Origin of the sequence: Serratia sp. NPDC087055 (assembly GCF_044900985.1) — a bacterium.
Lineage (GTDB): Bacteria > Pseudomonadota > Gammaproteobacteria > Enterobacterales > Enterobacteriaceae > Serratia.
The window spans coordinates 331,239-353,962 of record NZ_JBJDOG010000003.1 but is presented as its reverse complement, the minus strand read 5'-3'; the positions used below and the strand labels follow the sequence as shown (position 1 = coordinate 353,962).

The following is a 22,724-nucleotide window of genomic DNA, read 5'->3' as shown; positions in this document are numbered from 1 at the left end:
CGATGGGCTATACTCGATGAGGTCACTCTTCATCGGAGGTAGCCCATGGCTACGCAAATTTTTGTTAACCTGCCGGTGGGCGATCTGCCCGCATCTGTTGCTTTTTTCACCCAGCTGGGCTTCGGCTTTAATCAACAGTTTACCGATGACACCGCCGCCTGCATGGTGGTCAGCGACAGCATTTATGTGATGCTGCTTACCCACGAAAAATTCAAAATGTTCACCCCGAATCCGGTTAGCGATGCCAGGAAGGCGACTGAGGTGCTGATATGTTTGTCGCAGCCTAATCGGGCAGCGGTAGACGATGTGGTGCGTAAGGCGATCGCCGCCGGCGGTAATACTTATAACCAACCGCAAGATTACGGCTTTATGTATGGGCATGGTTTCCAGGATCTTGACGGGCATATCTGGGAACTGATGTACATGGATGAAAATGCAGCGCGGGCGCAGTAGCTGTTTCGGCCCCCCATTTTTGGGGGGCATTCCCATCGGATTTACCTATGGGACAAAAACCGTATTTTCGATAATGATAGTTCCCCAGGCTTTTTGCATGAATTGCCGCGATCTTTGGTTGATCAGAGGGTGTAGAAGGCTGGATAATCGTTTGCCTTGAATAAACCACCATAAATCACCCGTTTCACGCAATGGGAGTTAAACGTTTGCCTTATATGTGATGCCGGTTGGCAGCATGCGTAAAGGGCAAGGACGCGAACGTGACGGAAACGATACCGTAATAAACATGCGTGGGCGGAACAACAAGCCTTTTGAAACGGGCTGGCAATGAAACACAGGGGACAGCAACATGTCGAATTCTCAAGCGAACAACGCCGTTAAACCAAAAGGCGGGCTTGATGGTTATTTTAATATTTCTGCGCGTGGCAGCACCGTACGTCAGGAAGTGGTGGCGGGGTTAACCACCTTCCTGGCGATGGTTTATTCGGTGATCGTCGTACCGAGCATGCTCGGCAAGGCGGGTTTCCCGCCAACGGCGGTGTTTGTCGCGACCTGTTTGGTCGCCGGTCTTGGATCGTTACTGATGGGGCTGTGGGCGAATTTGCCAATGGCTATCGGTTGTGCGATTTCACTGACCGCGTTTACCGCCTTCAGCCTGGTGCTGGGGCAACACATCAGCATTCCAGTGGCGCTGGGCGCGGTATTCCTGATGGGCGTACTCTTTACCATTATCTCGGTAACCGGTATTCGTGCCTGGATCCTGCGTAATCTGCCGATGGGCGTGGCGCATGGTACCGGAATTGGCATTGGCCTGTTCCTGTTGTTGATCGCCGCGAACGGTGTGGGCCTGGTGGTGAAGAACCCGCTGGACGGTTTGCCTGTGGCGCTGGGCGCATTTACGTCCTTCCCGGTTGTGATGACCTTGCTCGGGCTGGCGGTGATTTTTGGCTTGGAAAAGCTGCGAGTGCCCGGTGGCATTCTGCTGGTGATCATTGTCATTTCGATCATTGGTCTGCTGTTTGACCCGGCGGTGAAATATCAGGGCTTGTTCGCGATGCCTAGCCTGACGGATGCTAACGGCAAATCATTGATCTTCAGTCTTGATATCATGGGGGCATTGCAGCCTGTGGTATTGCCAAGCGTGTTGGCATTGGTGATGACCGCGGTGTTTGATGCGACCGGGACCATTCGTGCGGTGGCTGGTCAGGCTAACCTGTTGGATAAAGACGGGCAAATCATCAACGGCGGCAAAGCATTGACGTCGGATTCCCTGAGCAGCATTTTTTCCGGTTTGGTAGGTGCAGCCCCGGCGGCAGTGTATATCGAATCTGCTGCGGGTACTGCGGCGGGGGGCAAAACCGGCCTGACGGCGACCGTAGTCGGCCTGTTGTTCCTGCTGATCTTGTTCTTGTCGCCGTTGTCTTATCTGGTACCGATTTATGCTACCGCACCTGCGCTGATGTATGTCGGCCTGCTGATGTTGAGCAACGTGACCAAACTGGACTTCAACGACTTTGTTGATGCCATGTCAGGCCTTCTGTGTGCGGTATTTATCGTACTGACCTGTAACATCGTTACCGGCATCATGTTGGGCTTTAGCGCATTGGTCATCGGTCGTATTTTCTCGGGCGAATGGCGCCGACTGAATATTGGCACTGTCGTGATCGCGGTGGCCCTGGTGGCATTCTATGCCGGTGGCTGGGCGATTTAATCGTATTGTCGTTTCCCCCGTCGATTCGGCGGGGGATGTTTTATCTCCGCTTCAGATAAGTCTCCTTCTGTCTGTGCTGCAATTTGAAAGGCACAACAAGCTTTAACCGCTGTAAAAAAAGTGATCTACTATCGGGGCATACTCAGAGATGCAGTCTGAACCCTAGAGTCTAAGGAAAGCATGGAAATCTTTTTTACAATCCTCATTTTAATTTTGGTGGTCTCCCTGTCAGGGGTGGTGACGCGCATGTTGCCGTTCCAGGTACCACTGCCGTTAATGCAAATCGGTATCGGGGCCCTGCTGGCCTGGCCGCATTTCGGGTTACACGTCGATTTCGACCCTGAATTGTTCCTGGTATTGTTTATTCCACCCTTGCTGTTTGCTGATGGTTGGAAAACCCCCACGCGAGAATTCCTGCACCACGGACGCGAAATCCTGGGCCTGGCGCTGGTGCTGGTGTTGATTACTGTGGTTGGTGTCGGTTACCTGATTTACGCCATGGTACCGGGTATCCCGCTGGTGGCGGCGTTTGCGCTGGCTGCCGTATTGTCACCCACCGATGCCGTGGCGCTGTCCGGTATTGTTGGTAAAGGGCGGATACCGAAGCCGATCATGGGCGTGCTGGAAGGCGAGGCGCTGATGAATGATGCGTCCGGCCTGGTGTCACTCAAATTTGCGATTGCAGTGGCGATGGGGACCATGGTGTTTACCGTCGGGGGCGCGACGCTCGAATTCCTCAAAGTGGCGATTGGCGGCCTATTGGCTGGGGTCGCCGTCACTTGGCTCTACAGTAAATCGTTGCGTGTGATGAGCCGCTGGAGTGGGGATGACCCGGCGACGCAAATCGTGTTCCTGCTGTTATTACCCTTCGCCTCGTATTTGATTGCCGAACACATCGGCGTTTCTGGCATCTTGGCCGCCGTTGCTGCGGGGATGACCATCAGCCAGTCTGGCGTGATCCGCAACGCCCCGCTGGCGATGCGCCTGCGGGCCAACAGCGTTTGGGCGATGCTGGAGTTTGTGTTTAACGGCATGGTCTTCATCATGTTGGGCCTGCAACTGCCGGGGATCCTGGAAACCTCTATCTTGCAGGCAGAGCTGGATCCGACCATTCAGACCTGGTACCTGTTTGCCGATGTGGCCATTATCTACACCGCGTTGCTGGTGCTGCGTTTCACCTGGCTATGGTTGATGAAAAACGCCAGCCGCCGCTTTATGAAAAAACGGCCGTTGCAGTTTGGTGATTTCAGTACCCGTGAACTCTGGGTTGCATCCTTCGCCGGAGTGCGTGGGGCGATTACGTTAGCCGGTGTGCTGTCGATTCCCTTGCTGTTGAGTGATGGTACGGCCTTCCCGGCACGTTACCAGCTTGTGTTTATTGCCGCCGGGGTAATCTTGCTTTCGCTGATTGCCGGCGTCATGGCGCTACCGCTGTTATTGCGCGGGGTGCAGGTGGCAGACAAGAGCGTCAGCAAGAGTGAAGAACGGATGGCGATTGCTATGGCGGCTGAAGTGGCGATCGAAAGTATCAACAAAATGGAAGAACGGTTGGCCGTTGATACCGAAGAAAACATTGATCCTCAGGTGTTGAAAGAGATTAGCTCGCGCGTGGTGGGAACGCTGCGGCGGCGTATCACCACCAAAGACGATATCGAAAATGCGCTGATGCTGGAAAACCTCGAACGACGCTTCCGCCTGACGGCGCTGCGTGCGGAGCGGGGTGAGTTGTATCATCTGCGTGCCACGCAGAAAATCAGCAATGAGACGCTGCAAAAACTGCTGCACGATCTCGACCTGCTGGAAGCGCTGTTGATCGAGCGCGAAGGGTAATCGCCAACGGGCCGCGGAAGCGGCCCTTTTTACTTGGTGGGTGGCCAGTAGTCGCGGCAGCAGGCGATCCACGCCTGGGCGCTGTGCGACAGGTAATTGCCTTGACGCCAGATCAATCCTACCTTCCATTCCATACGCGGCTCCAGGGGCAGCCAGATCAGGTTTTCCTTATCCAGCCACTGACAAACCGGCTCCGGTAAGGTGGCGATACCGACTCCGGCCTGAACCATTGAAGCCAAGAAATCCCACTGCCCGCTGCGCACGGCAATTTGTGGCTCAAAACCCGCCTGACGGAAAGCCTTCATCAACATTTTGTACAGTGAAAAGTCTTCGTTATAAATCAGGATCGGCCATTCGGCCAATTCGGTGATATTAATACTGGTGCGATTAAGCCAGTGTGGGGTGCGCGGTGTGACGACACACATCGGATGGTCGAGGAGCGGCAAGAACGTCAGCGGCTGTTCCGTATCAACCGGCAATATGGTCATTGCCAAATCCAGCTCGCCCGACATCACGGCTTGCTCAACCGATAACCCACCCAACTCGGAAATTTTCAGCTCAATGCCGGGATAGGTTTGGCGGAACTGGCGGATCAAATCGGCGATCTGCCGACCAACCATCGGCGGGATACCCAGTCTCAGCACGCCTTTTTTGACGGAGCTGATGTCTTCCAGCTCCGCCTCCAACTGGCGAAATTCATCGAGGATTGCCAGCCCACGCTGGTATACCGCCTGGCCGCTGTCGGTCAGATGCAGTTTACGCCCCTCACGGATCAGCAACGTGCACTCCAGTTCCTCTTCCAGATTACGTAGCATTTTGCTGATGGTTGGTTGTGTGACGAACAGCTTTTCCGCTGCGCGGGTAAAGCTTTGCTGGCGCACGACTTCCACGAAGTAGCGCAGAGTGCGGACATCCACGTTGGGTTCTCCTCAGGGGCAATACCGGCGGGAAACTATTCCCTGATGGCATGATATTAATGATTTTAATTCATTTCAGGCCAGGTTTCCTGGCTGCGTATACTGTAAACCGTGAATTTTTGTTTGAGGTTGGTTTCCATGTTACTGGCGTTACGCCATGCTGCCCCCAGCGTATTGAATCGACTACAGGTGCCGATCCAGGTTGCGTTGTATTCGGGGCTATTTCTGATCGCCGATCGGCTCGTGCAACAGTTTCATCTGCCGCTGCCTGCCAATATTGTCGGCATGTTGATGATGTTGGCGTTGATCCTGCTGCGCATTTTGCCGTTGAACTGGGTTAAGGCTGGTTCTCGCTGGTTGCTGGCTGAGATGCTGCTGTTCTTCGTACCGGCAGTGGTCGCCGTAGTCAACTATGCCCAATTATTGATGGTGGAAGGCTGGAAGATTTTTTTGGTGATTGCGATCAGCACCATGTTGACGCTGGGGGCGACCGGATTGGTGGTTGATCGTGTCTACCGTCTGGAGATTTGGTTACGTCGCCGGAAGCAGCACGATGAATGATTTTATCCTCAGTGTTCTCTGTTTTTTGGCGACATTGGTATTGTATTTCGCCAATAAAAGGCTTTATCGCCGCCGCCGTACTCTGTTGTTGATGCCGCTGGTCCTGACGCCAATGATCCTGGTGTTGTTGCTGGTGGTGACCCATACCTCATATCAGGATTACATTGGCGAAACGCACTGGCTGCTGTGGTTATTAGGCCCCGCCACTATCGCCTTTGCGGTACCGGTGTACGAGAACGTGCATATTATCCGCCGTCACTGGTTGTCGCTCAGTGCTGGGGTACTGACGGCGGTGTTGGTTGCGGTTTACAGCTCGGTATGGCTTGCGCGTTTGTTGACGCTGCCGGAAGAGGTTCAGCGCAGTCTGGCTGTGCGTTCGATCACCACGCCGTTTGCGCTGGAGGCTGCCAAGCAAATGGGGGGGCAACCGGATCTGGTAGCCCTGTTTGTTGTGATCACCGGGGTGTTTGGCATGGCGGTGGGCGACATCCTGTTTTTGCGGCTGGCGGTGCGCAGTCGCCTTGCGAAGGGGGCTGGGTTAGGAGCATCCTCGCACGGTGCAGGCACGGCAAAGGCGTATGAAATGGGGCAAGAAGAGGGGGTTGTATCCAGTCTGGTGATGATGTTAGCGGGGATTATTACGGTTATTGCCGCCCCCTTGATTGGACAATGGATGTGGTAAACCTGCGGCGCAAGATGCGCCGCAGGCTGTTGGTTAGGTTCAACGAATGTCGGTCGGTATAGCGGGAGAGCGTGTGGACTCACGTAACACGCGGCCGATTTCGTCATGGCTGAAAATAATGGAATGATGGTTACAGGCCAGTGGCTGTATGTGCAAATGGTGACTAATCGAAGACAGTCCGTTGTCCGCAATCGCCAAAAGTTCCTGCCCATCTCCCTGGTCGGTCATACTCAAGTTCACGTCTTCCGTTGCCTTGAAAAGCGTGATGCGTGCGTGCTGTAAGGGGGCGCTGAGCGTCTCCTTATTCAGGGATAGCTCGGTCGGCTCCGCACGCAATGCTCTGGCGGCAGCGTCACCCTCAATGCCCAGCATGGCCAGCATAGCCGCCAGCAACCCTGGCTCGCTGCGGATCTGGAAGGCCGTTTGATAGAAGGTATCCAGCAAAAATACCTGGATGTCACGGAAGCCTCGGCTTTCAAGCTGCGCGGCCATTTCCAGAGCAATCAGCCCCCCAAGTGACCACCCTAATAGGCGCACGGGGCGGGTAGGTGACAGCTTCATATGGCCAAGGTAATGGGATGCCAATTCGTGCAATGAGGTGATATGCGGGTGGATAAACAAATTGTGATTGTTGATCCCCAAGACGTTGAAAGCCCCCTCGAGCGAGATCGCCAAATCATGGTAAATATCGCACCCGGTTACCGCAGGATGAACCATCCAGATATCGTCGGCGGCAATGGTCCGATTAAGGCGCATCACCTGTTTAAAGTTAAAGTTGGTTTGATTTAGCCGCGCAAGCAGCTGCTGCAGAGGCGCAGCAGAAATCGGGGCGGTGGTATCAGAGACTGTTTCTGCCGTCAATGCGCGAGCTTGCGCGCGCAACGTTGGGTGAGCAAACAGGGTTTTTATCACCACCGGATACCCACAGCGCTTCAGTTTGACCAGAAGTTGAATGGCATGCAGCGAATGGCCACCGAGTTCAAAGAAATCATCGTCCAGACCAATCTGCGTGACGCCGAGCAATTCCGACCACAATGCGGCAAGCTGTTGTTCTAATGCGGTTTTAGGGGCTTCATATTGCAACGAAACCTGTGTGAGCGGTGCGGGGGCCGGCAAGGCTTTGCGATCTAACTTACCGTTGGGTGACAGTGGCAGAGCCTTGAGCCTGACAAAGGTGGAAGGCACCATGTAATCGGGCAAGTGTTGCTGTAACTGAAGGCGCCATTGTGCTGAGTGCGAGCCCTCATCCGAAGCGACGACATAAGCCACCAGACGTTTTCCTCCATGCCCATCTTCTCTCGCCAGTATTGCGGCGTCCTCAACGCCTTCGCATTGGCGTAGTTGCTGCTCTATTTCACCCAGTTCAATGCGCACCCCATGGATCTTGACCTGAAAGTCATTTCTGCCCAGGTATTCAATGTTGCCATCCGGCAACCAGCGGGCAAGGTCACCCGTCTTATACAGACGAGCCTGAGGATCAGCGCTGAAAGGATCGGCAATAAAACGTTCGGCGTTTAGCTCTGGCCGATTCAGGTAACCGCGTGCAACCTGAATACCCCCGATATGTAATTCGCCAGCAACACCAGGCGGAAGGGGTTGTAACTGAGCATCCAGAATATGGAGTTGCGTGTTGGCGATCGGTTTGCCAATAGGCACCAATGCCCGTTCGTCATTGGGGTGGCATTGCCAGCTGGATACATCCACGGCGGCTTCCGTTGGTCCGTAGAGATTGTGCAATTCCGCCTGGGGTAACTGTTGCAGGCAGCGGTGCACGGTGGCAAGTGGCAATGCCTCGCCACTGCACATGATACGGCGCAAGGAATCACACTGCGCCATTTCGCCGTGACGCAGAAACAATTGCAGCATTGAGGGGACAAAATGCAGTGTGGTTACGCGGTGTTGTGCGATACAGCTACTGAGGTAGTCGGGGTCTTGATGGCCGCCAGGTTTGGCAATGGCTAACTGTGCGCCGACCATGAGCGGCCAGAAGAACTCCCAGACGGAGACGTCAAAACTGAACGGTGTTTTTTGCAATACCACATCGTCGTGCGTCAGCGGATAGGCGTGCTGCATCCAGAGCAGGCGGTTGATAACTCCGCGGTGTTCATTCATGACGCCCTTGGGTTTCCCGGTCGAACCTGAGGTATAGATCACATACGCCAGGCTGCGCTGTGGCTCAGACCCTGGCGGTGCAAGATTGTCCTTGGGTTCTTGTTGCCACAGATGGCTATCATGTTGCAGGTGCAGCCGTGGAATAGCGACATCGCAGATGGGATTCAATGCCTGTTCGCCCGCCGGGTCGATCAGGATGTATTTTGCACCGCAATCCTGCAGCATATGACGCAAACGGTCTTGCGGATAATCGGGATCAATAGGGACATAAGCTGCGCCAGACTTCAAAATGGCATACAGCGCTGTCACCATTTCAGGGCTGCGATTGACGCAAACGGCGATGCGGTCATCAGGCTGCGTCCCTTGCTGGCGTAGAAAACTGGCCAACTGGTTTGCCTGCTGGTTCAACTGCAAATAGCTTATCTGCTGCTGCTCATAGCTCAGCGCAGGCGCGTTTGGTGTACGTAATACCTGTTGTTCTAGAAATTGGTGAATACCCTGCGGCATGGCCCAGGATTGCTGCGTATTATTCCATTCGTGAAAAATATGCTGCTGTTCAGCAGGCAGTAACAGCGGCAGTTGCCCCAAGGGCAGATTAGCATCGCCGTCTAACAAGGTATCGAGTATTTGCACGACGCGATTGGCAATGCGCTCACCGTCTTCATGACTAAACCAAGCCTGATTGAGATTAAACTCCAGTACAGGATCATCGCCTGGGTGGTAGTGACGTAGGTAGATGCCCAATGGCAATTGTTCATAGCCATGATGCATGTTCTCAACTTTAAACTGACTCCCCTCCAGCTCAATGTCTGTCGGGAAGACTTCCAACGAAAAGCTGATGTCAAATAGCTGGCGTCTTCCCTGTTGGTGCAAATTCAGTTGGCGGTTAAGTTCGGCGATAGGAAACCGCTGATGGCGGTAGCATTTACGCAGCTCGCTGCCAATATGCTGTAACAGATGGGAAAAGGGCTCTTGCACGTCCACGTTGATATTAAGCGGGATCATGGAGGAGAACATGCCCAGCGTCTGTTTATGATCGCTGGTGCTGCGGTTATGCACCGGCACACCGATGGTGACATTATCGACCTGCCAAATGCGCGCGAACCAACTGGCAAGCAGAGCCACCATGAAGTGCATTGCCGAGCCACCGTGATGAGCGGCATAGCGCTCCAACTGCAAGAAGCGTTCTCGCGGTAAACGCTTGATGATTTGGCTGCTGGGATAGGTTTGTTGCTCGGTGTAATTGGGGCGACGTTCCAATACGGATGGCGGGGCTGCTGCAAAGCGTTCGAGCCACCAATCCCGATCGCGCTGATAGCGTGATGACTGAAGGTAGGCAAGATCGCTAACCACGAAATCGCTGTAGCGTGAGTGGCTTATTTCACTCTTCTGCCCCAGTTTTAGCTGCTTATACCGATCCATAATCATTCGGCTTAATAACGAGATCGACGTGCCATCCGCAATCAGGTGATGAGACGCCAATAACCATAGCGTTGTTGAATCATCTATTTTGGTCAAATGACAACGCCATAGCAGGTCTTCATAGAGTTGATAAGGTTGGATAAATATTTCTCGCAGATGGTTCTGGGCCTGACTGGCTGCATCTTCCTGGTGCGAAAAATCGTTGTAGTGAAGTTCAATGGATTTTTGACTGAGTGGGCGTTGAATGACGCCTTGTGGTGTTTCCTTCAGCGCGGTTTGTAACGCGTCATGCTGCTGTTGAATATACTGGATAGCTTCTTTAAACAGTGGGAAAGAAATCTCTTTATCCACGCGCCAGAGGCACCCTACATTATACAGTGGAATATCAGGGTTTAAGGTCTGATCTAACCATACGGCCTGTTGTACCGTCGTGAGAGAATAAGCGGACACGGAACCACCTCCAAAATACAGGAAAGAATCGACTTAAATAGATGCGTAGTCGGTAAGTACTCGAACATTATAAGAGGTGATATTAAATCCGCCCAATTTTACATTAAACATTTTTAATTGTCTGAATAAATAATTAAGTATGCACATATAATTCATTTAATTGTTTACATATTTCTTATTCCGTTATTAATAATTAGTCATGTTATTAATGGGAATTAAAAATTGTTTTTTAACTGGATAATGCCGATTTGAAATGATGGCTAGCTTGCGTTATTTTGTTTAATTGGTTGTTTTTAATTGTTTTATTTTCACTTAAGCATTGGCGGTGGGGGAGGTTTATTCTGCAATGTATCGATGGCTGATGTCGATTTTATCTCGAGTTTTTCGGCAGTGAAAAGTGAACGTGCGTACCAGGTTACCTATTTGAACACTGCCAGGATGTCGTCGATAGATCTTCCAATCACTTTAAGCATCAGAGTTGCTAATGATATATTATTTGGTAATAAATAAGAGTTTTATCCACTTATTTAATTATTGATGAGTTTTTCATGTCTGTGCATTTAACGGGGGGCATAAAAATGACAATTAAATTAAATTGGAATGAACAATATGTTTTTATAATAAGTCAATTTACTGCTGGTCTGAGAAAGTGCCATTATTAATGGGGCCATGATGGCATGGCCCCTGATATCTCAATCTTTGTTGATTAAACGTTGGCTGCGGTTTTGATCAATGCCACGACCAGCGGGGACAGTTCGTTACGTAATGCGGCCCGTTCGGACTGGAACAAAGTGGCAGCGTAAAAGCGGTGCCCTGGCAGCTCTACCGATCGCACATCACCTTCGCTGTCGTGGCCGCTGATAATGAGAGGATGTTGCTGTAAATCGGCGACAAACTCGGGATTAACACCAAAATTGCAGTGATAGCCTTCGTGCGTTTCAAGCTTGCCATAAGTGCGGGCAGCCAGCGTACCCGGTTGGAAAATAATAGTGCCGCTCTTTTCGACCAACGAACAGCTCAGAGGCGCGATGACCAATCGACCGCCACTGTCAGTTTCTGCATGGCCAGCATCGTGCCAACCCATGACGTTACGGGCGTATTCCACAATGGCATACTGGAATCCGCCACAGGAGCCCAGGAAGGGGATGTTTTGCTCACGCGCATAGCGGATTGCCATGAAGGCGCCGTCATCATGATTATATGGGCTACCAGGCACTACCCAGATTGCATCAAAATCTTGCAGCACTGAGGTATCGGTAATGGTCTCTGTAGGTAGCCAGCGGGATTGAATATCGACGTCAAGGTGTGCAGCAGTGAGTTGAAGAGCAATCGGGATGGCTTGGTGAGAGACAGCCTGAGGCAGGTAATCACCGACTAGAGCAATGCGAACTTGAGCTTTCATCATTTCCTTTTCCTGTGCGGGTAAAAAAGGAGATTACAGTAAAGCTGAGTGTCAATCTTCAGGTTTTCAAACGCTGCGCACAAAAAAGCCCGGCGTTTGCCGGGCTTGGGAAATCGAGTGTTGGCTCAGTAGAGCGACGGGGCACCGGCTGGACGGGTTTTGAAGCGGCGGTGCAGCCACATATACTGTTCTGGTGCGCGCATAATCTCTTGCTCCACCACTTTATTCATGTATGCCGCTGCGGCGATCTCATCGCCAATAGGGTAATTCTCCAGTGCCGGTTGGATCAATAAATCATAACCCCGGCCTTTCTCACGGCGAATCAAGACGACCGGCACCAGCGCGGGTTTGGCCATGCGTGCCAGCATAAAGGTACCGCTGGTGGTGGCGGCTTGATCGACAGCAAACAGCGGAGCGAACACGCTGCCACGTGGGCCGTAATCTTGGTCCGGAGCGAACCACACGGCTTCGCCGCGTTTGAGAGCCTGAACCATGCCGCGCAGATCTTTGCGATCGAGCATGGCTTTATTGGAACGCATGCGGCCTTTGGTTTGCGCCCACTCCATCGCTTTATTGTTGTGTGGGCGGTACATTGCCATCATTGGCTGGCAGAGCCCCATGGCACGGCCGCCTAGCTCCAGTGACATAAAGTGCACGCCAATGACGAGAACGCCACGCTGATTCTGCTGTGCGATTTTCAGGTGATTAATACCGGAAACGTTGAACCAGCGTTTGACGCGTTTATCTGACCAGAACCAAGCCATGCCCGTTTCCAGCAGGCCCATACCGAGGGATTCGAAGTTGCCGACCACTTTGCGCTCGCGTTGCGCTTCTTCCATGTCTGGGAAACACAGTTCCAGGTTACGGCGGGTAATGGAAACCCGACGTTTAAGGAACCGCATCGAGGTGCGCCCCATCCACACACCCAGTTTATGCAGCAGTGGGTAGGGGAGTTGAACCAGCAGGAACAGGCAAGCCAAACCGAACCAGGTAAACCAGTAGCGCGGGTGCAGCAAGGCCAATTTGAATTTTTGCGGACGCTTCATATAAACTCATTTATGCATTAAGGGGGCAGCAACCTGTAACGCATAAGGATCCACTCACTTGCGATACAACCACTCAGACACCCAGACATCACTATCGTTTAGCCAGATTCCATAATTGACTAAATCTTTACACTCGAAGGGCGGTTCGCGCTGCTATCAGGCTTCGGAAGGATGGCTGTAGGCCAGCGAAGGCGGCTCTAGGAATGTGTATTCTATCACAGAATACGAGCTCTAAAGGTAGAGTGGCATACGAATATTCTCATTCGTATTGACAGACGATTGATATAACGCCGAATAAGAAAAAGGCGCCGCCTCTTGCGAGGTTGCGCCTTTTCAACATGCTAACTGACTAGTATCAGTTCATGCCGTATTTTTTCAATTTCTTACGCAGCGTACCACGGTTGATGCCCATCATCAGGGCGGCACGGGTCTGGTTGCCACGGGTGTATTGCATCACCATGTCCAACAGTGGCTGTTCAACTTCAGCCAATACCAGCTCATACAGGTCATTAACGTCTTGACCATTCAGTTGAGCAAAATAGTTCTTCAGTGCTTGTTTAACCGAGTCACGCAGAGGCTTTTGAGTCACTTGATCCTGTGAGTTCACGGTAGAAACGGTCAGTACGTCAGAATTTACGCGTTGTTCGAACATAGTTCTGTCAGCTCTTTTTTGTTACGCAAGATTTTCGAAATATGCCTCCAACGCCTCCAGCTGTTCGCTGGCATCCTCTATGGCGTTGAATGTGCGCCGAAACTGGTCATTCGGGGCGTGCTCCTGGAGATACCAGGATACGTGCTTACGAGCAATTCGGAATCCCTTGCCTTGGCCATAAAAGCCGTGCAATTCCCGAATATGCCCTATCAACAAACGCTTAACCTCGCCAAGCGGCAGAGGGGGCAGCAGTTCCCCAGTGTCCAGATAATGCTGGATTTCCCGGAAGATCCAGGGTCTCCCCTGAGCAGCGCGGCCTATCATCAGGGCATCAGCCCCAGTGTAGTCGAGCACTGCTCTGGCTTTATGCGGGTCAGTAATGTCTCCATTCGCGATAATCGGAATGGAAACACTCTGCTTAACTGCCCGAATGCTGTCGTACTCCGCGTTGCCGTTGAACAGGCAGGCACGGGTTCGGCCATGAATAGTCAGGGCTTGTATACCACAATCTTCGGCCAGTTGGGCAATCTCTACACAGTTACGGTGTTCTGGCGCCCAGCCGGTGCGAATCTTAAGCGTAACCGGCACATCCACAGCATTAACCACTGCGTGGAGGATCTGTTTAACCAGATCCGGGTACTGCAGCAATGCAGACCCTGCAAGCTTCCGGTTCACTTTTTTGGCCGGGCATCCCATATTGATGTCGATGATCTGCGCACCGCTGGCCACGTTAATACGTGCAGCGGCAGCCATATCATCTGGGTCGCATCCGGCAATCTGCACGGAACGGATCCCGGGTTCATCGCTATGTACCATACGCAGACGCGACTTATCCGTCCGCCACACCTCCGGATTGGAGGAGAGCATTTCGGATACAGCCATCCCAGCACCCATTGCATGACATAGGGTTCTAAATGGGCGATCTGTAATGCCGGCCATCGGGGCCGCAATCAGGCAATTTGTAAGCTGGTGGTGTCCAATGCGCATAGACAAAGAGTAACCATACTGTGTCCGCAAGGGCGCGTATATTACGCATTTTTGCGTTGAGATGAAAGGCCAAACTTTGACCAATTGGCCGTTATTCGGCAATCAAAATGCGCTTTGTCAGGATTCATAAAAATATTATATATATTTAACAATGAGTTGACGAAAAGTGCTTAATTTGTATGCGGCAAAATATTCCCCATACAACAGAATTTTATCTGTAATGAGTCTCGATTCAGCCAGAGATAGGCCGCAATATACGGCATCTATCAGGCGATTCCGTTGAGAATTGACCTAATTATGCTGAGATTGCTGGGGGGACATTCTGGCGAAGAGTCTGTCGTTTCAGGTGACACTGGCGCATAAGGACATCGCCATTGCGTGATAAGACAGAATAAAAAAACCACCGTAACGCTCTAAGTTACCGGTGGTTTTTTATCAGAGTACTCTTTCTGATTACTTACGCTGGCCCGTGATACGACACCATTCTTCACGTTCCGCGACCGGATCGAGAGTGAATTTGTCTTCATAGGCTTGCGCCACGCTGCTTGCCTGCGTGGCCAATACGCCTGACAGCCCCAGATAGCCGCCCGACTTTGGCAGGCAACCGATCAGCGGCGCCAACTCGCGTAATGGGCCAGCCAGGATGTTTGCGACGACCACGTCAGCCAGCAAGTCTGCAGGTTGGTCTTTTGGCAGATACAGCTCCAGACGCTCTGAAACGCCGTTACGCTGTGCGTTATCACGACTGGCCTGAATGGCTTGGGGATCGATATCGATGCCGATAGCGCGTGCTGCACCGAGCTTCAGGGCAGCAATCGCCAGGATGCCTGAACCACAGCCGAAGTCGATGATGGTTTTACCGGCCAGATCGAGGCCGTCCAGCCATTGCAGACACAGCGCGGTGGTTGGGTGGGTGCCGGTACCGAACGCCAGACCTGGGTCCAGCATCACGTTGACCGCGTTAGGATCGGGCACATCACGCCAGCTTGGGCAAATCCACAGACGCTCGCCGAAGCGCATTGGGTGGAAGTTATCCATCCACTCACGTTCCCAGTCCTTGTCTTCCAGTTGTTCGATCTTGTGGCGGAAGCCGGCACCCAGCAATGGATGCTGTTCCAGCATTGCCACCACGTCGGTCATGTCGGTTTCAGCATCGTACAGCCCGATCACATCGGTATCGCCCCACAGCAAGGTCTCGCCTGGCAGCGGTTCGAACACCGGGTTGTCGTGGGTGTCCTGAAAGGTCACCGATACCGCACCGCTTTCAACCAGTGCATCGCTCAGGTCTTCTGCCTGGCTGCCGGTAGTATTCAGTTTGAGTTGGATCCAAGGCATAACAATTCTCTTTAAGAGGGTAATGATGACGCCACTCGGCGTTTTTCGCCGACGACGTTACCGATATAAAACGCCAGCAAGCCCAGCAGCAGTGAAGGCACGATAGGATGGAGCCCCGCCAACTGCAGCTTGAAGCTGGCCAATAGCGTATAGCATACCGCACCTGTCACCATTGAGCTAAGGGCGCCCTGCGCGTTAGCGCGTTCCCAGTACAGGCCCAATACCAGCGGCCACAGGAAGACGGCCTCCAGGCCGCCAAACGCCAGCAGATTCAGCCAGATGATCATTTCCGGTGGCCGCCAGGCCGCCAGCAGCACCAGCAGGCCAAGCACCAGCGTGGTCAGGCTGGAGAAGCGCTTGATCAAACGCTCGTTCTGCATTTGCTGAGGACGCACGCCAAGATAGAGATCTTTAATAATAGTGGCGGAAGATTGCAGCAGTTGAGCGTTAATGGTCGACATGATTGCCGCCATCGGCGCGGCCAGGAAGATACCGGCAGCATACGGCGGCAACACGGTGATCATCAGCGTAGGGATTACCTGATCCGGGATTTTCAGATCCGGCAGCACTGCACGGCCCAGCGCACCGGCCAGGTGCATGCCGAACATCAGCACCGCCACCACCATGGTACCGAGGATGATGCCGCGGTGTACCGCTTTGCTGTCTTTATACGAAATGCAGCGCACCGCAGTATGCGGCAGGCCAATCACACCAAAGCACACCAGGATCCAGAACGAGGCCATAAACGGCAGGCTAAGGATCTGTTCACCGCCTTGCGGTGACACCAGTGCAGGATCAATTTGTTGCAGTTTATCTACGGCGCTGTGCAGGCCACCCGCGGCGTGGATCACCGCAACCAGCAACAGCACGGTGCCGATCAACATCACCAATCCTTGCATGGCGTCGTTTAGCACGCTGGCGCGGAAACCGCCGAAGGCGGTGTATAGCGCGATGCTGAGGCCAAAGATCAGCAGGCCGGTGTCGTAAGGGATACCGGCAGCGGTTTCCAGCAAACGTGCGCCGCCAATAAACTGCACCGTCATGGCACCCAGGAACGCCACCAAGAGGCTCAGGCTGGCCAGCCAGACCAGCAGTCGGCTTTGGTAACGGCCGTATAGCATGTCGTTGAGGGTGATTGCGTTGTAGCGCCGCGCCAGAATGGCAAACTTCTTGCCAAGCACACCGAGTGATAACCATACGGCCGGTAGTTGGATCATCGCCAGTAGCACCCAGCCCAATCCATATTTATAGGCAGCACCAGGGCCACCGATAAACGAACTGGCGCTGATATAGGTCGCCGTCAGCGTCATGGCCAGCACAAAGCCACCCATTGAGCGGCTGCCAAGGAAGTACTCACTGAGGAAATTGCCCGTTTGGCGTCGGCTGTAGGCATAAACTGACAGCCCGAACACCAGCGCCAGATAGGCGACCAGCGGCAGAATGACTTCAGTTTGCATCACCGTCCTCCAGCGAGATATCGCGGAATAGGCCGCGGACCATCAGCCAGCACAGGCCGATAAACAACAACGGCACCAGCAGGCAGGCCATTTCGAACCAGTGTGGCAGGCCGGTAATACCGGATTCGCTGTCCGGCAGATAGGCGGCCAGCGACCAGGCCAACAGATAAAGCAGCGTCAGGCCGAGGGCCCAGCGCGCCTCGCGGTGAGCTTGAATAAAGCGAGTTTCCACCAGTGTCTCCCATAGGTTTACGGTGATGGATTTATCAAAGGTAGGGAATTCTACGGCAAGGCCGGATTTTGCCAAGCCGTTACCTCGCCCGGAGTAAAAAAGAAAAAGGCCGGCAATTAACCGGCCTTCTGTCAGGCGATGCGAATAGCCTGCCTTAGGTTTCCTGCAGACCCAGCTTCTTCTCCAGATAGTGGATGTTAGTGCCACCGTGCTGGAAGTTTTCGTCGCTCATGATCTTTTGCTGCAGCTCAACGTTGGTTTTGATGCCATCGATGATCAGCTCAGCCAGGGCGTTCTTCATGCGGGCAATCGCCACGTCACGGTTTTCACCGAACGTGATCAGTTTGCCGATCATGGAATCATAGTACGGCGGTACGGTATAACCGGCGTAAATATGAGATTCCCAACGCACGCCGAAACCACCTGGTGCATGGAAACGGGTGATCTTGCCTGGGCTTGGCAGGAAGGTGTTCGGGTCTTCGGCGTTGATACGGCATTCCACCGCGTGGCCGTGAACCTTCACTTCGTCCTGTTTGATCGACAGTGGCTGACCGGCAGCGATACGCAGCTGCTCTTTGATCAGATCCACACCGGTGATCATTTCAGTAACCGGGTGTTCAACCTGAATACGGGTGTTCATTTCGATGAAATAGAACTCGCCGTTTTCATACAGGAACTCGAAAGTACCCGCGCCGCGGTAACCGATTTCCACACAGGCCTTCGAACAACGCTCGCCGATATAACGACGCATTTCGCTGGTGATGCCCGGTGCCGGAGCCTCTTCAACCACTTTCTGGTGGCGACGCTGCATGGAGCAGTCGCGCTCGGCCAGATAGATGGCATTACCCTGACCGTCTGCCAAAATCTGAATTTCGATATGGCGTGGGTTTTCCAGGTATTTTTCCATGTAAACCATGTCGTTATTGAAAGCCGCTTTGGCTTCCGCTTTGGTCATGGTGATGGATTGCTCGAGGTCTTTGTCGCTGCGCACAACGCGCATGCCGCGGCCGCCGCCGCCGCCGGATGCCTTGATGATGACCGGATAGCCGATGCGCTTAGCGAAGGCACGGTTTTTGTCCATGTCGTCGGTCAGCGGGCCATCGGAGCCAGGCACACAAGGTACACCGGCTTTCTTCATGGCGTTGATAGCAGAAACCTTGTCGCCCATCAGGCGGATAGTTTCGGCTTTCGGGCCAATGAAGATAAAGCCAGAACGCTCGATTTGCTCGGCGAAGTCGGCGTTTTCAGACAAAAAGCCATACCCTGGGTGGATCGCCACTGCGCCGGTGATTTCTGCCGCAGAGATGATAGCCGGGATATTCAGATAGCTTTTAACTGATGGCGCAGGACCGATACATACAGTCTCGTCAGCCAGCAGTACGTGTTTCAGATCGCGATCGGCTGTGGAGTGTACGGCAACAGTTTTGATGCCCAACTCTTTACAAGCACGCAGGATACGAAGTGCGATCTCGCCACGGTTGGCGATAACAATTTTATCAAGCATGTTCGCCTCGTTATTCGATGACGACCAGTGGCTCGTCAAATTCTACCGGTTGGCCGTTCTCTACCAGAATAGCTTTCACTACGCCGGATTTGTCCGCTTCGATCTGGTTCATCATTTTCATCGCTTCAACGATGCACAGCGTGTCGCCGGCGTTCACTTTCTGGCCGACTTCGATGAAGGCTTTCGCATCCGGGCTTGGCGTGCGGTAGAAAGTACCCACCATTGGGGAACGGACGACGTGGCCACTCATGGCCGCTGGTGCTGCAGGCGTTTCGGTTGGTGCGCTGGCAACGGCAGTAGCCAGTGCTGGCTGCGGCTGTGCCGGCATTGCGTATGCCTGTGGCATCATTGGGTAAGCCTGCGCCGGTGCGGCGCGGCTGATGCGAACTGACTCTTCGCCTTCAGAGATTTCCAGTTCAGAAATGCCTGATTCTTCAACCAGTTCGATCAGTTTCTTGATTTTACGAATATCCATGAGTGTGATTCCGTACTCTTTTTGCGTAGCAATTAGTGGGTTTTCGACAGACGGTTAACCGCTGCCTGTAAAGCAAATGTGTAGCCATCCGCGCCGAGGCCGCAAATCACACCCACCGCAATATCGGAGAGGTAAGAGTGATGGCGGAAAGGTTCTCGGGCGTGCACGTTGGACAAGTGGATCTCGATAAACGGGATCTGCACCGCCAGCAATGCATCACGCAGCGCCACGCTGGTATGCGTGAACGCGGCAGGGTTAATCAGAATAAAATCTGTGTTGCCGCGCGCTTCATGTATGCGGTCGATCAGCGCATGTTCGGCGTTAGACTGCAGATGGCTCAGGGTAATATCCAGTGTGGATGCCTGGTTTTCCAATCCGTTAACAATCTCTGTTAACGTCGTGCTGCCGTACTTCTCCGGCTCACGCGTCCCCAGCAGATTCAGATTGGGGCCGTTCAGAAGCAAAATGTGAAACTTATCCGCCATTGTGCTGGTATCTCCGGCAATAAAACCATCATCGTAGAAAATAACCCGACGTCACCGATTTGTCACCTGTTAAGGGGAAAATTCACCCTGAGAACAGGAACAAGGTCGGGCATTATAACGATATCGTAGCAATTCGCAGCTAAATACTGGTCGTATCAGCGAAGATATTCAACCCTAAATCAGCAAACTGACGGTGGCGTTATCGCATTATGAGGGGTAGAACACAGAAAAGTTCCGCCTGTTAACGCCACCAATTGCGGAATTTCTTGTATCGCAGTGCCAGTAATAACACCGCCAGCAGGGCGTAAATAAAGGGCTGTGGCGAGAAGGTTTTTACCGACCACAGGTAGTGAATCGGAGCCAGGATCGCGACCAGATACACCAAATTATGCAATGTCTGCCATTTGGCGCCCAGTTTGCGCATAGCCCACAGCGTTGAGGTCGCGGCCAGCGCCAGTAGGATCAACCAACTGATAATGCCGAGTGTCAAATACGGACGGGTGACAAGTTCGCGCCCCAGCAGGCCGATATTGCTTAACCCCAGTTCAAGCGTCGAATAGCTTATCAGATGCAGTGTGCCCCAGGCAAAACACCACAGCCCGACCAAACGACGGCAGCGTATCAGCAAGGGTTGGCGAGCGTAGCGTGCCAACGGAGCGATAGCCAAGGTTGCCAGCAGCAATTTTAGCGTCATTCTGCCGGTAAAATGCTGAATATCTTTGGCAGGATCGGCGCTGAACCAACCTTGGTCTACCGACAGCACCAGCCAGAGGAAAGGTAGAAATGCCGCCAGATAAATGCCGACCTTGATCCATGTGATGTGAGTTGGGGTCAAACGCACTTAGAAATTCTCCCGCAGGTCGAGACCGCGATACAACGATGCGACCTGTTCGGCATAGCCATTAAACAGGAGCGTCGGCTGGCGTTTAACGTCCAAAATACCGCCGGAGCCGATAAATCGCTCGGTGGCCTGAGACCAGCGCGGGTGATCGACATGCGGATTCACATTGGCGTAGAAACCGTATTCATTTGGCGCAGACTCATTCCAGGTCGTCGGCGGTTGATCGCGTACCAGACGGATGTGCACAATCGACTTAATACCTTTAAAACCGTATTTCCACGGGGTAATAAGCCGCAGTGGCGCACCGTTTTGCGGCGGTAGTGTCTTGCCGTACACACCGACAGTCAGCAATGCCAGTGGATTCATCGCCTCATCAAGACGCAAGCCTTCTACATAGGGATACTTCAGGCCACCGCCGATAAACCGGTCTTTCTGGCCCGGCATCTGCTCCGGGTCGTACAGCGTTTGGAAGGCGACATAACGTGCATTGCTGTTTGGCTCTGCGAGCGTGATCAGCTTCCCCAACTCAAAGCCAATCCAGGGCACGACCATCGACCAGGCTTCCACGCAGCGCATACGGTAGATACGCTGTTCCAATGGAAAACGCTTCATTAAATCGTCGATGTCGAGCGTGATGGGCTTAGCCACTTCGCCGTCGATGCGCACTTTCCAGCCTTCGGTCTTCAGTCCGCCTGCGTTGGCGGCCGGATCGGCCTTATCGAGACCGAACTCGTAGAAATTGTTGTAGCCGGAAACTTTGTCTTCCGGCGTCAGTGCCAGCTGGGATTGCCAGGCCGCAGGCTTGGTGAACGTCAGCGGTTTGCCCGGTGGTGCCTTGGGCCGATCGTGGCCTTTGAACCATGACAGCAAATCAGCCCGTGCAGGGGTGGGCAACGCCAGTGAAGCGGCGGTGATGCCTAATGCCTGCAACACTTTGCGGCGCTGATGAAACACGCTCTCGGGTGTGACATCGGCCTCGGTCAATTTTCGTTGTTTACTCATGACATTTTCTCCGCGTCTTAGGATATAAGCATGGCGTGAAAGCAGGCCATATGCGAGAAGCGGAGGGAAAATATGAAATTTCGCAGGCGGGATATGCCCCCCCGTTGCCGGAGGGGCGTTGGGATTAGCGGATTTTCACCAGGGTACGACCGGTGACTTTGTTCTCCAGCAGCGCGGCAGCGGTAGCCGGAGCCTGTTCCAACGTGATTTCTTGGGTAGCTTGTTGATAGAAGCTGTCCGGCAGGATACCCGCCAGGCGCTCCCAGGCGGTTTGACGGCGATGCAGCGGCGTGTGTACCGAGTCCACGCCTTGCAGGCGTACGTTGCGCAGAATAAATGGCATAACCGTAGTTGGCAGGTGATAGCCACCGGCTAAACCGCAGGCCGCGACGGTACCGTTATAGTTCATTTGCGCCAACACGCGCGCTAGCAGTGTGTCACCCACGGTATCTACGGCACCTGCCCACAGCTGTTTCTCAAGTGGGCGCGGGGCTTCGAGATAGCCACTGCGCGATAGCACTTCTTTGGCGCCGAGCGCTTTTAAATATTCGGTATTGCTTTCACGGCCGCTGATTGCCGTGACGTGATAGCCCAGTGCCGCAAGAATGGCGATCGCCGTACTGCCTACGCCGCCACTGGCACCGGTAACTAAAATATTGCCATCATCGGGGTGCACGCCGCCTTCTTCCAGTGCCATCACGCACAGCATGGCGGTAAAACCGGCGGTCCCGAGGATCATGGCTTTACGTTCATCTAACCCGTGTGGAAGTGGTACCAACCATTCGCCGGAGACCCGCGCTTGTTCCGCCAGGCCGCCCCAATGATTTTCGCCCACACCCCAACCAGTAAGCACCACGCTTTGGCCTTCTTTAAAGCGATCGTCGCGGCTATGATGGACGGTACCGGCGAAATCGATGCCGGGCACCATCGGGAAATTACGTACGATCTTGCCTTTACCTGTGATCGCCAATGCATCTTTATAGTTAAGGCTGGACCAGTTGACGTTCACCGTCACGTCGCCGTCGGGCAACTGATCGCTACCGATATCCTTGACGTGAGCTAGAGTTTGATCGTCTTGTTGTTCCAATAACAGTGCGCGCATGTCACTCTTCCTCTCGTTTGCATTTTTGCCAAAGATGGCTGAATCAGATTTCAATGACTATATGCA

At 53.3% G+C, this 22,724-nt stretch carries 20 protein-coding genes; 5 read left to right on the top strand and 15 right to left on the bottom strand.

Going from position 1 to position 22,724, the window contains the following annotated elements; translation table 11 throughout:
- The first annotated feature begins 45 nt into the window (after positions 1-45).
- The 3 genes from ACI2J2_RS17835 (at position 46) to ACI2J2_RS17825 (ending at position 3,994) form a co-directional block, all read left to right on the top strand.
- Complete coding sequence (locus tag ACI2J2_RS17835; protein ID WP_209637045.1) at positions 46-453, top strand: VOC family protein; 408 nt, start codon at positions 46-48, stop codon at positions 451-453.
- Between the two features lie 349 nt (positions 454-802).
- Positions 803-2,164 carry an NCS2 family permease gene (locus ACI2J2_RS17830; RefSeq protein ID WP_209637047.1) on the top strand — a complete coding sequence of 454 codons (1,362 nt, stop codon included), beginning with the start codon at positions 803-805 and terminating at the stop codon, positions 2,162-2,164.
- A 180-nt stretch (positions 2,165-2,344) separates the two neighbouring features.
- On the top strand, positions 2,345-3,994 hold the full coding sequence (locus tag ACI2J2_RS17825) for a Na+/H+ antiporter (protein ID WP_404760537.1): 1,650 nt from the start codon (positions 2,345-2,347) through the stop codon (positions 3,992-3,994).
- Positions 3,995-4,023: 29 nt separating this feature from the next.
- Here ACI2J2_RS17825 and ACI2J2_RS17820 read toward each other — a convergent pair whose 3' ends face one another.
- A complete protein-coding gene (locus ACI2J2_RS17820; protein ID WP_265556951.1) occupies positions 4,024-4,911 on the bottom strand; it encodes a LysR family transcriptional regulator in 888 nt (295 codons plus the stop codon).
- Between the two features lie 138 nt (positions 4,912-5,049).
- Here ACI2J2_RS17820 and ACI2J2_RS17815 point away from each other — a divergent pair, with 138 nt between their 5' ends.
- Both ACI2J2_RS17815 and ACI2J2_RS17810 read left to right on the top strand, forming a co-directional pair.
- Complete coding sequence (locus tag ACI2J2_RS17815; RefSeq protein ID WP_404760536.1) at positions 5,050-5,472, top strand: CidA/LrgA family protein; 423 nt, start codon at positions 5,050-5,052, stop codon at positions 5,470-5,472.
- A complete protein-coding gene (locus ACI2J2_RS17810) occupies positions 5,465-6,154 on the top strand; it encodes an LrgB family protein (RefSeq protein WP_404760535.1) in 690 nt (229 codons plus the stop codon). The genes ACI2J2_RS17815 and ACI2J2_RS17810 overlap by 8 nt, the downstream gene beginning before the upstream one ends.
- Before the next feature lie 39 nt (positions 6,155-6,193).
- Here ACI2J2_RS17810 and ACI2J2_RS17805 read toward each other — a convergent pair whose 3' ends face one another.
- From ACI2J2_RS17805 to ACI2J2_RS17740, 14 genes are all read right to left on the bottom strand, one after another.
- Positions 6,194-10,138: an amino acid adenylation domain-containing protein gene (locus tag ACI2J2_RS17805; RefSeq protein ID WP_404760534.1), complete on the bottom strand. Its 3,945-nt coding sequence runs from the start codon at positions 10,136-10,138 to the stop codon at positions 6,194-6,196.
- Between the two features lie 706 nt (positions 10,139-10,844).
- Entirely contained in the window at positions 10,845-11,540 is a 696-nt protein-coding gene (locus ACI2J2_RS17800; RefSeq protein ID WP_209637621.1) for a CTP synthase, read from the bottom strand.
- A gap of 125 nt (positions 11,541-11,665) precedes the next feature.
- Positions 11,666-12,586, bottom strand: coding sequence for a kdo(2)-lipid IV(A) palmitoleoyltransferase (gene lpxP, locus ACI2J2_RS17795; RefSeq protein WP_209637060.1), 921 nt, complete (start codon positions 12,584-12,586; stop codon positions 11,666-11,668).
- A 355-nt stretch (positions 12,587-12,941) separates the two neighbouring features.
- Positions 12,942-13,238, bottom strand: coding sequence for a DNA-binding transcriptional regulator Fis (fis, locus tag ACI2J2_RS17790; protein WP_000462905.1), 297 nt, complete (start codon positions 13,236-13,238; stop codon positions 12,942-12,944).
- A 21-nt stretch (positions 13,239-13,259) separates the two neighbouring features.
- A complete protein-coding gene (dusB, locus tag ACI2J2_RS17785) occupies positions 13,260-14,225 on the bottom strand; it encodes a tRNA dihydrouridine synthase DusB (protein WP_037416196.1) in 966 nt (321 codons plus the stop codon).
- Positions 14,226-14,678: 453 nt separating this feature from the next.
- Positions 14,679-15,560 carry a 50S ribosomal protein L11 methyltransferase gene (gene prmA, locus ACI2J2_RS17780; protein WP_209637062.1) on the bottom strand — a complete coding sequence of 294 codons (882 nt, stop codon included), beginning with the start codon at positions 15,558-15,560 and terminating at the stop codon, positions 14,679-14,681.
- 11 nt (positions 15,561-15,571) lie between these two features.
- Positions 15,572-17,017, bottom strand: coding sequence for a sodium/pantothenate symporter (panF, locus tag ACI2J2_RS17775; protein WP_209637064.1), 1,446 nt, complete (start codon positions 17,015-17,017; stop codon positions 15,572-15,574).
- Positions 17,007-17,249 (bottom strand): YhdT family protein, encoded by a 243-nt coding sequence (locus ACI2J2_RS17770; RefSeq protein ID WP_209637623.1) that lies wholly within the window; start codon positions 17,247-17,249, stop codon positions 17,007-17,009. The genes panF and ACI2J2_RS17770 overlap by 11 nt, the downstream gene beginning before the upstream one ends.
- Positions 17,250-17,403: 154 nt before the next feature.
- Entirely contained in the window at positions 17,404-18,753 is a 1,350-nt protein-coding gene (gene accC / locus ACI2J2_RS17765; protein WP_037416206.1) for an acetyl-CoA carboxylase biotin carboxylase subunit, read from the bottom strand.
- A gap of 10 nt (positions 18,754-18,763) precedes the next feature.
- On the bottom strand, positions 18,764-19,228 hold the full coding sequence (accB, locus tag ACI2J2_RS17760) for an acetyl-CoA carboxylase biotin carboxyl carrier protein (RefSeq protein ID WP_404760533.1): 465 nt from the start codon (positions 19,226-19,228) through the stop codon (positions 18,764-18,766).
- Between the two features lie 32 nt (positions 19,229-19,260).
- Positions 19,261-19,713: a type II 3-dehydroquinate dehydratase gene (gene aroQ, locus ACI2J2_RS17755; RefSeq protein ID WP_265555877.1), complete on the bottom strand. Its 453-nt coding sequence runs from the start codon at positions 19,711-19,713 to the stop codon at positions 19,261-19,263.
- 241 nt (positions 19,714-19,954) lie between these two features.
- Positions 19,955-20,554, bottom strand: coding sequence for a protein-methionine-sulfoxide reductase heme-binding subunit MsrQ (msrQ, locus tag ACI2J2_RS17750; protein WP_209637068.1), 600 nt, complete (start codon positions 20,552-20,554; stop codon positions 19,955-19,957).
- Positions 20,555-21,556 (bottom strand): protein-methionine-sulfoxide reductase catalytic subunit MsrP, encoded by a 1,002-nt coding sequence (gene msrP, locus ACI2J2_RS17745; protein ID WP_209637070.1) that lies wholly within the window; start codon positions 21,554-21,556, stop codon positions 20,555-20,557. It abuts the gene before it with no gap.
- A gap of 124 nt (positions 21,557-21,680) precedes the next feature.
- Positions 21,681-22,658: an MDR family oxidoreductase gene (locus ACI2J2_RS17740; RefSeq protein ID WP_209637072.1), complete on the bottom strand. Its 978-nt coding sequence runs from the start codon at positions 22,656-22,658 to the stop codon at positions 21,681-21,683.
- Positions 22,659-22,724 lie beyond the last annotated feature (66 nt).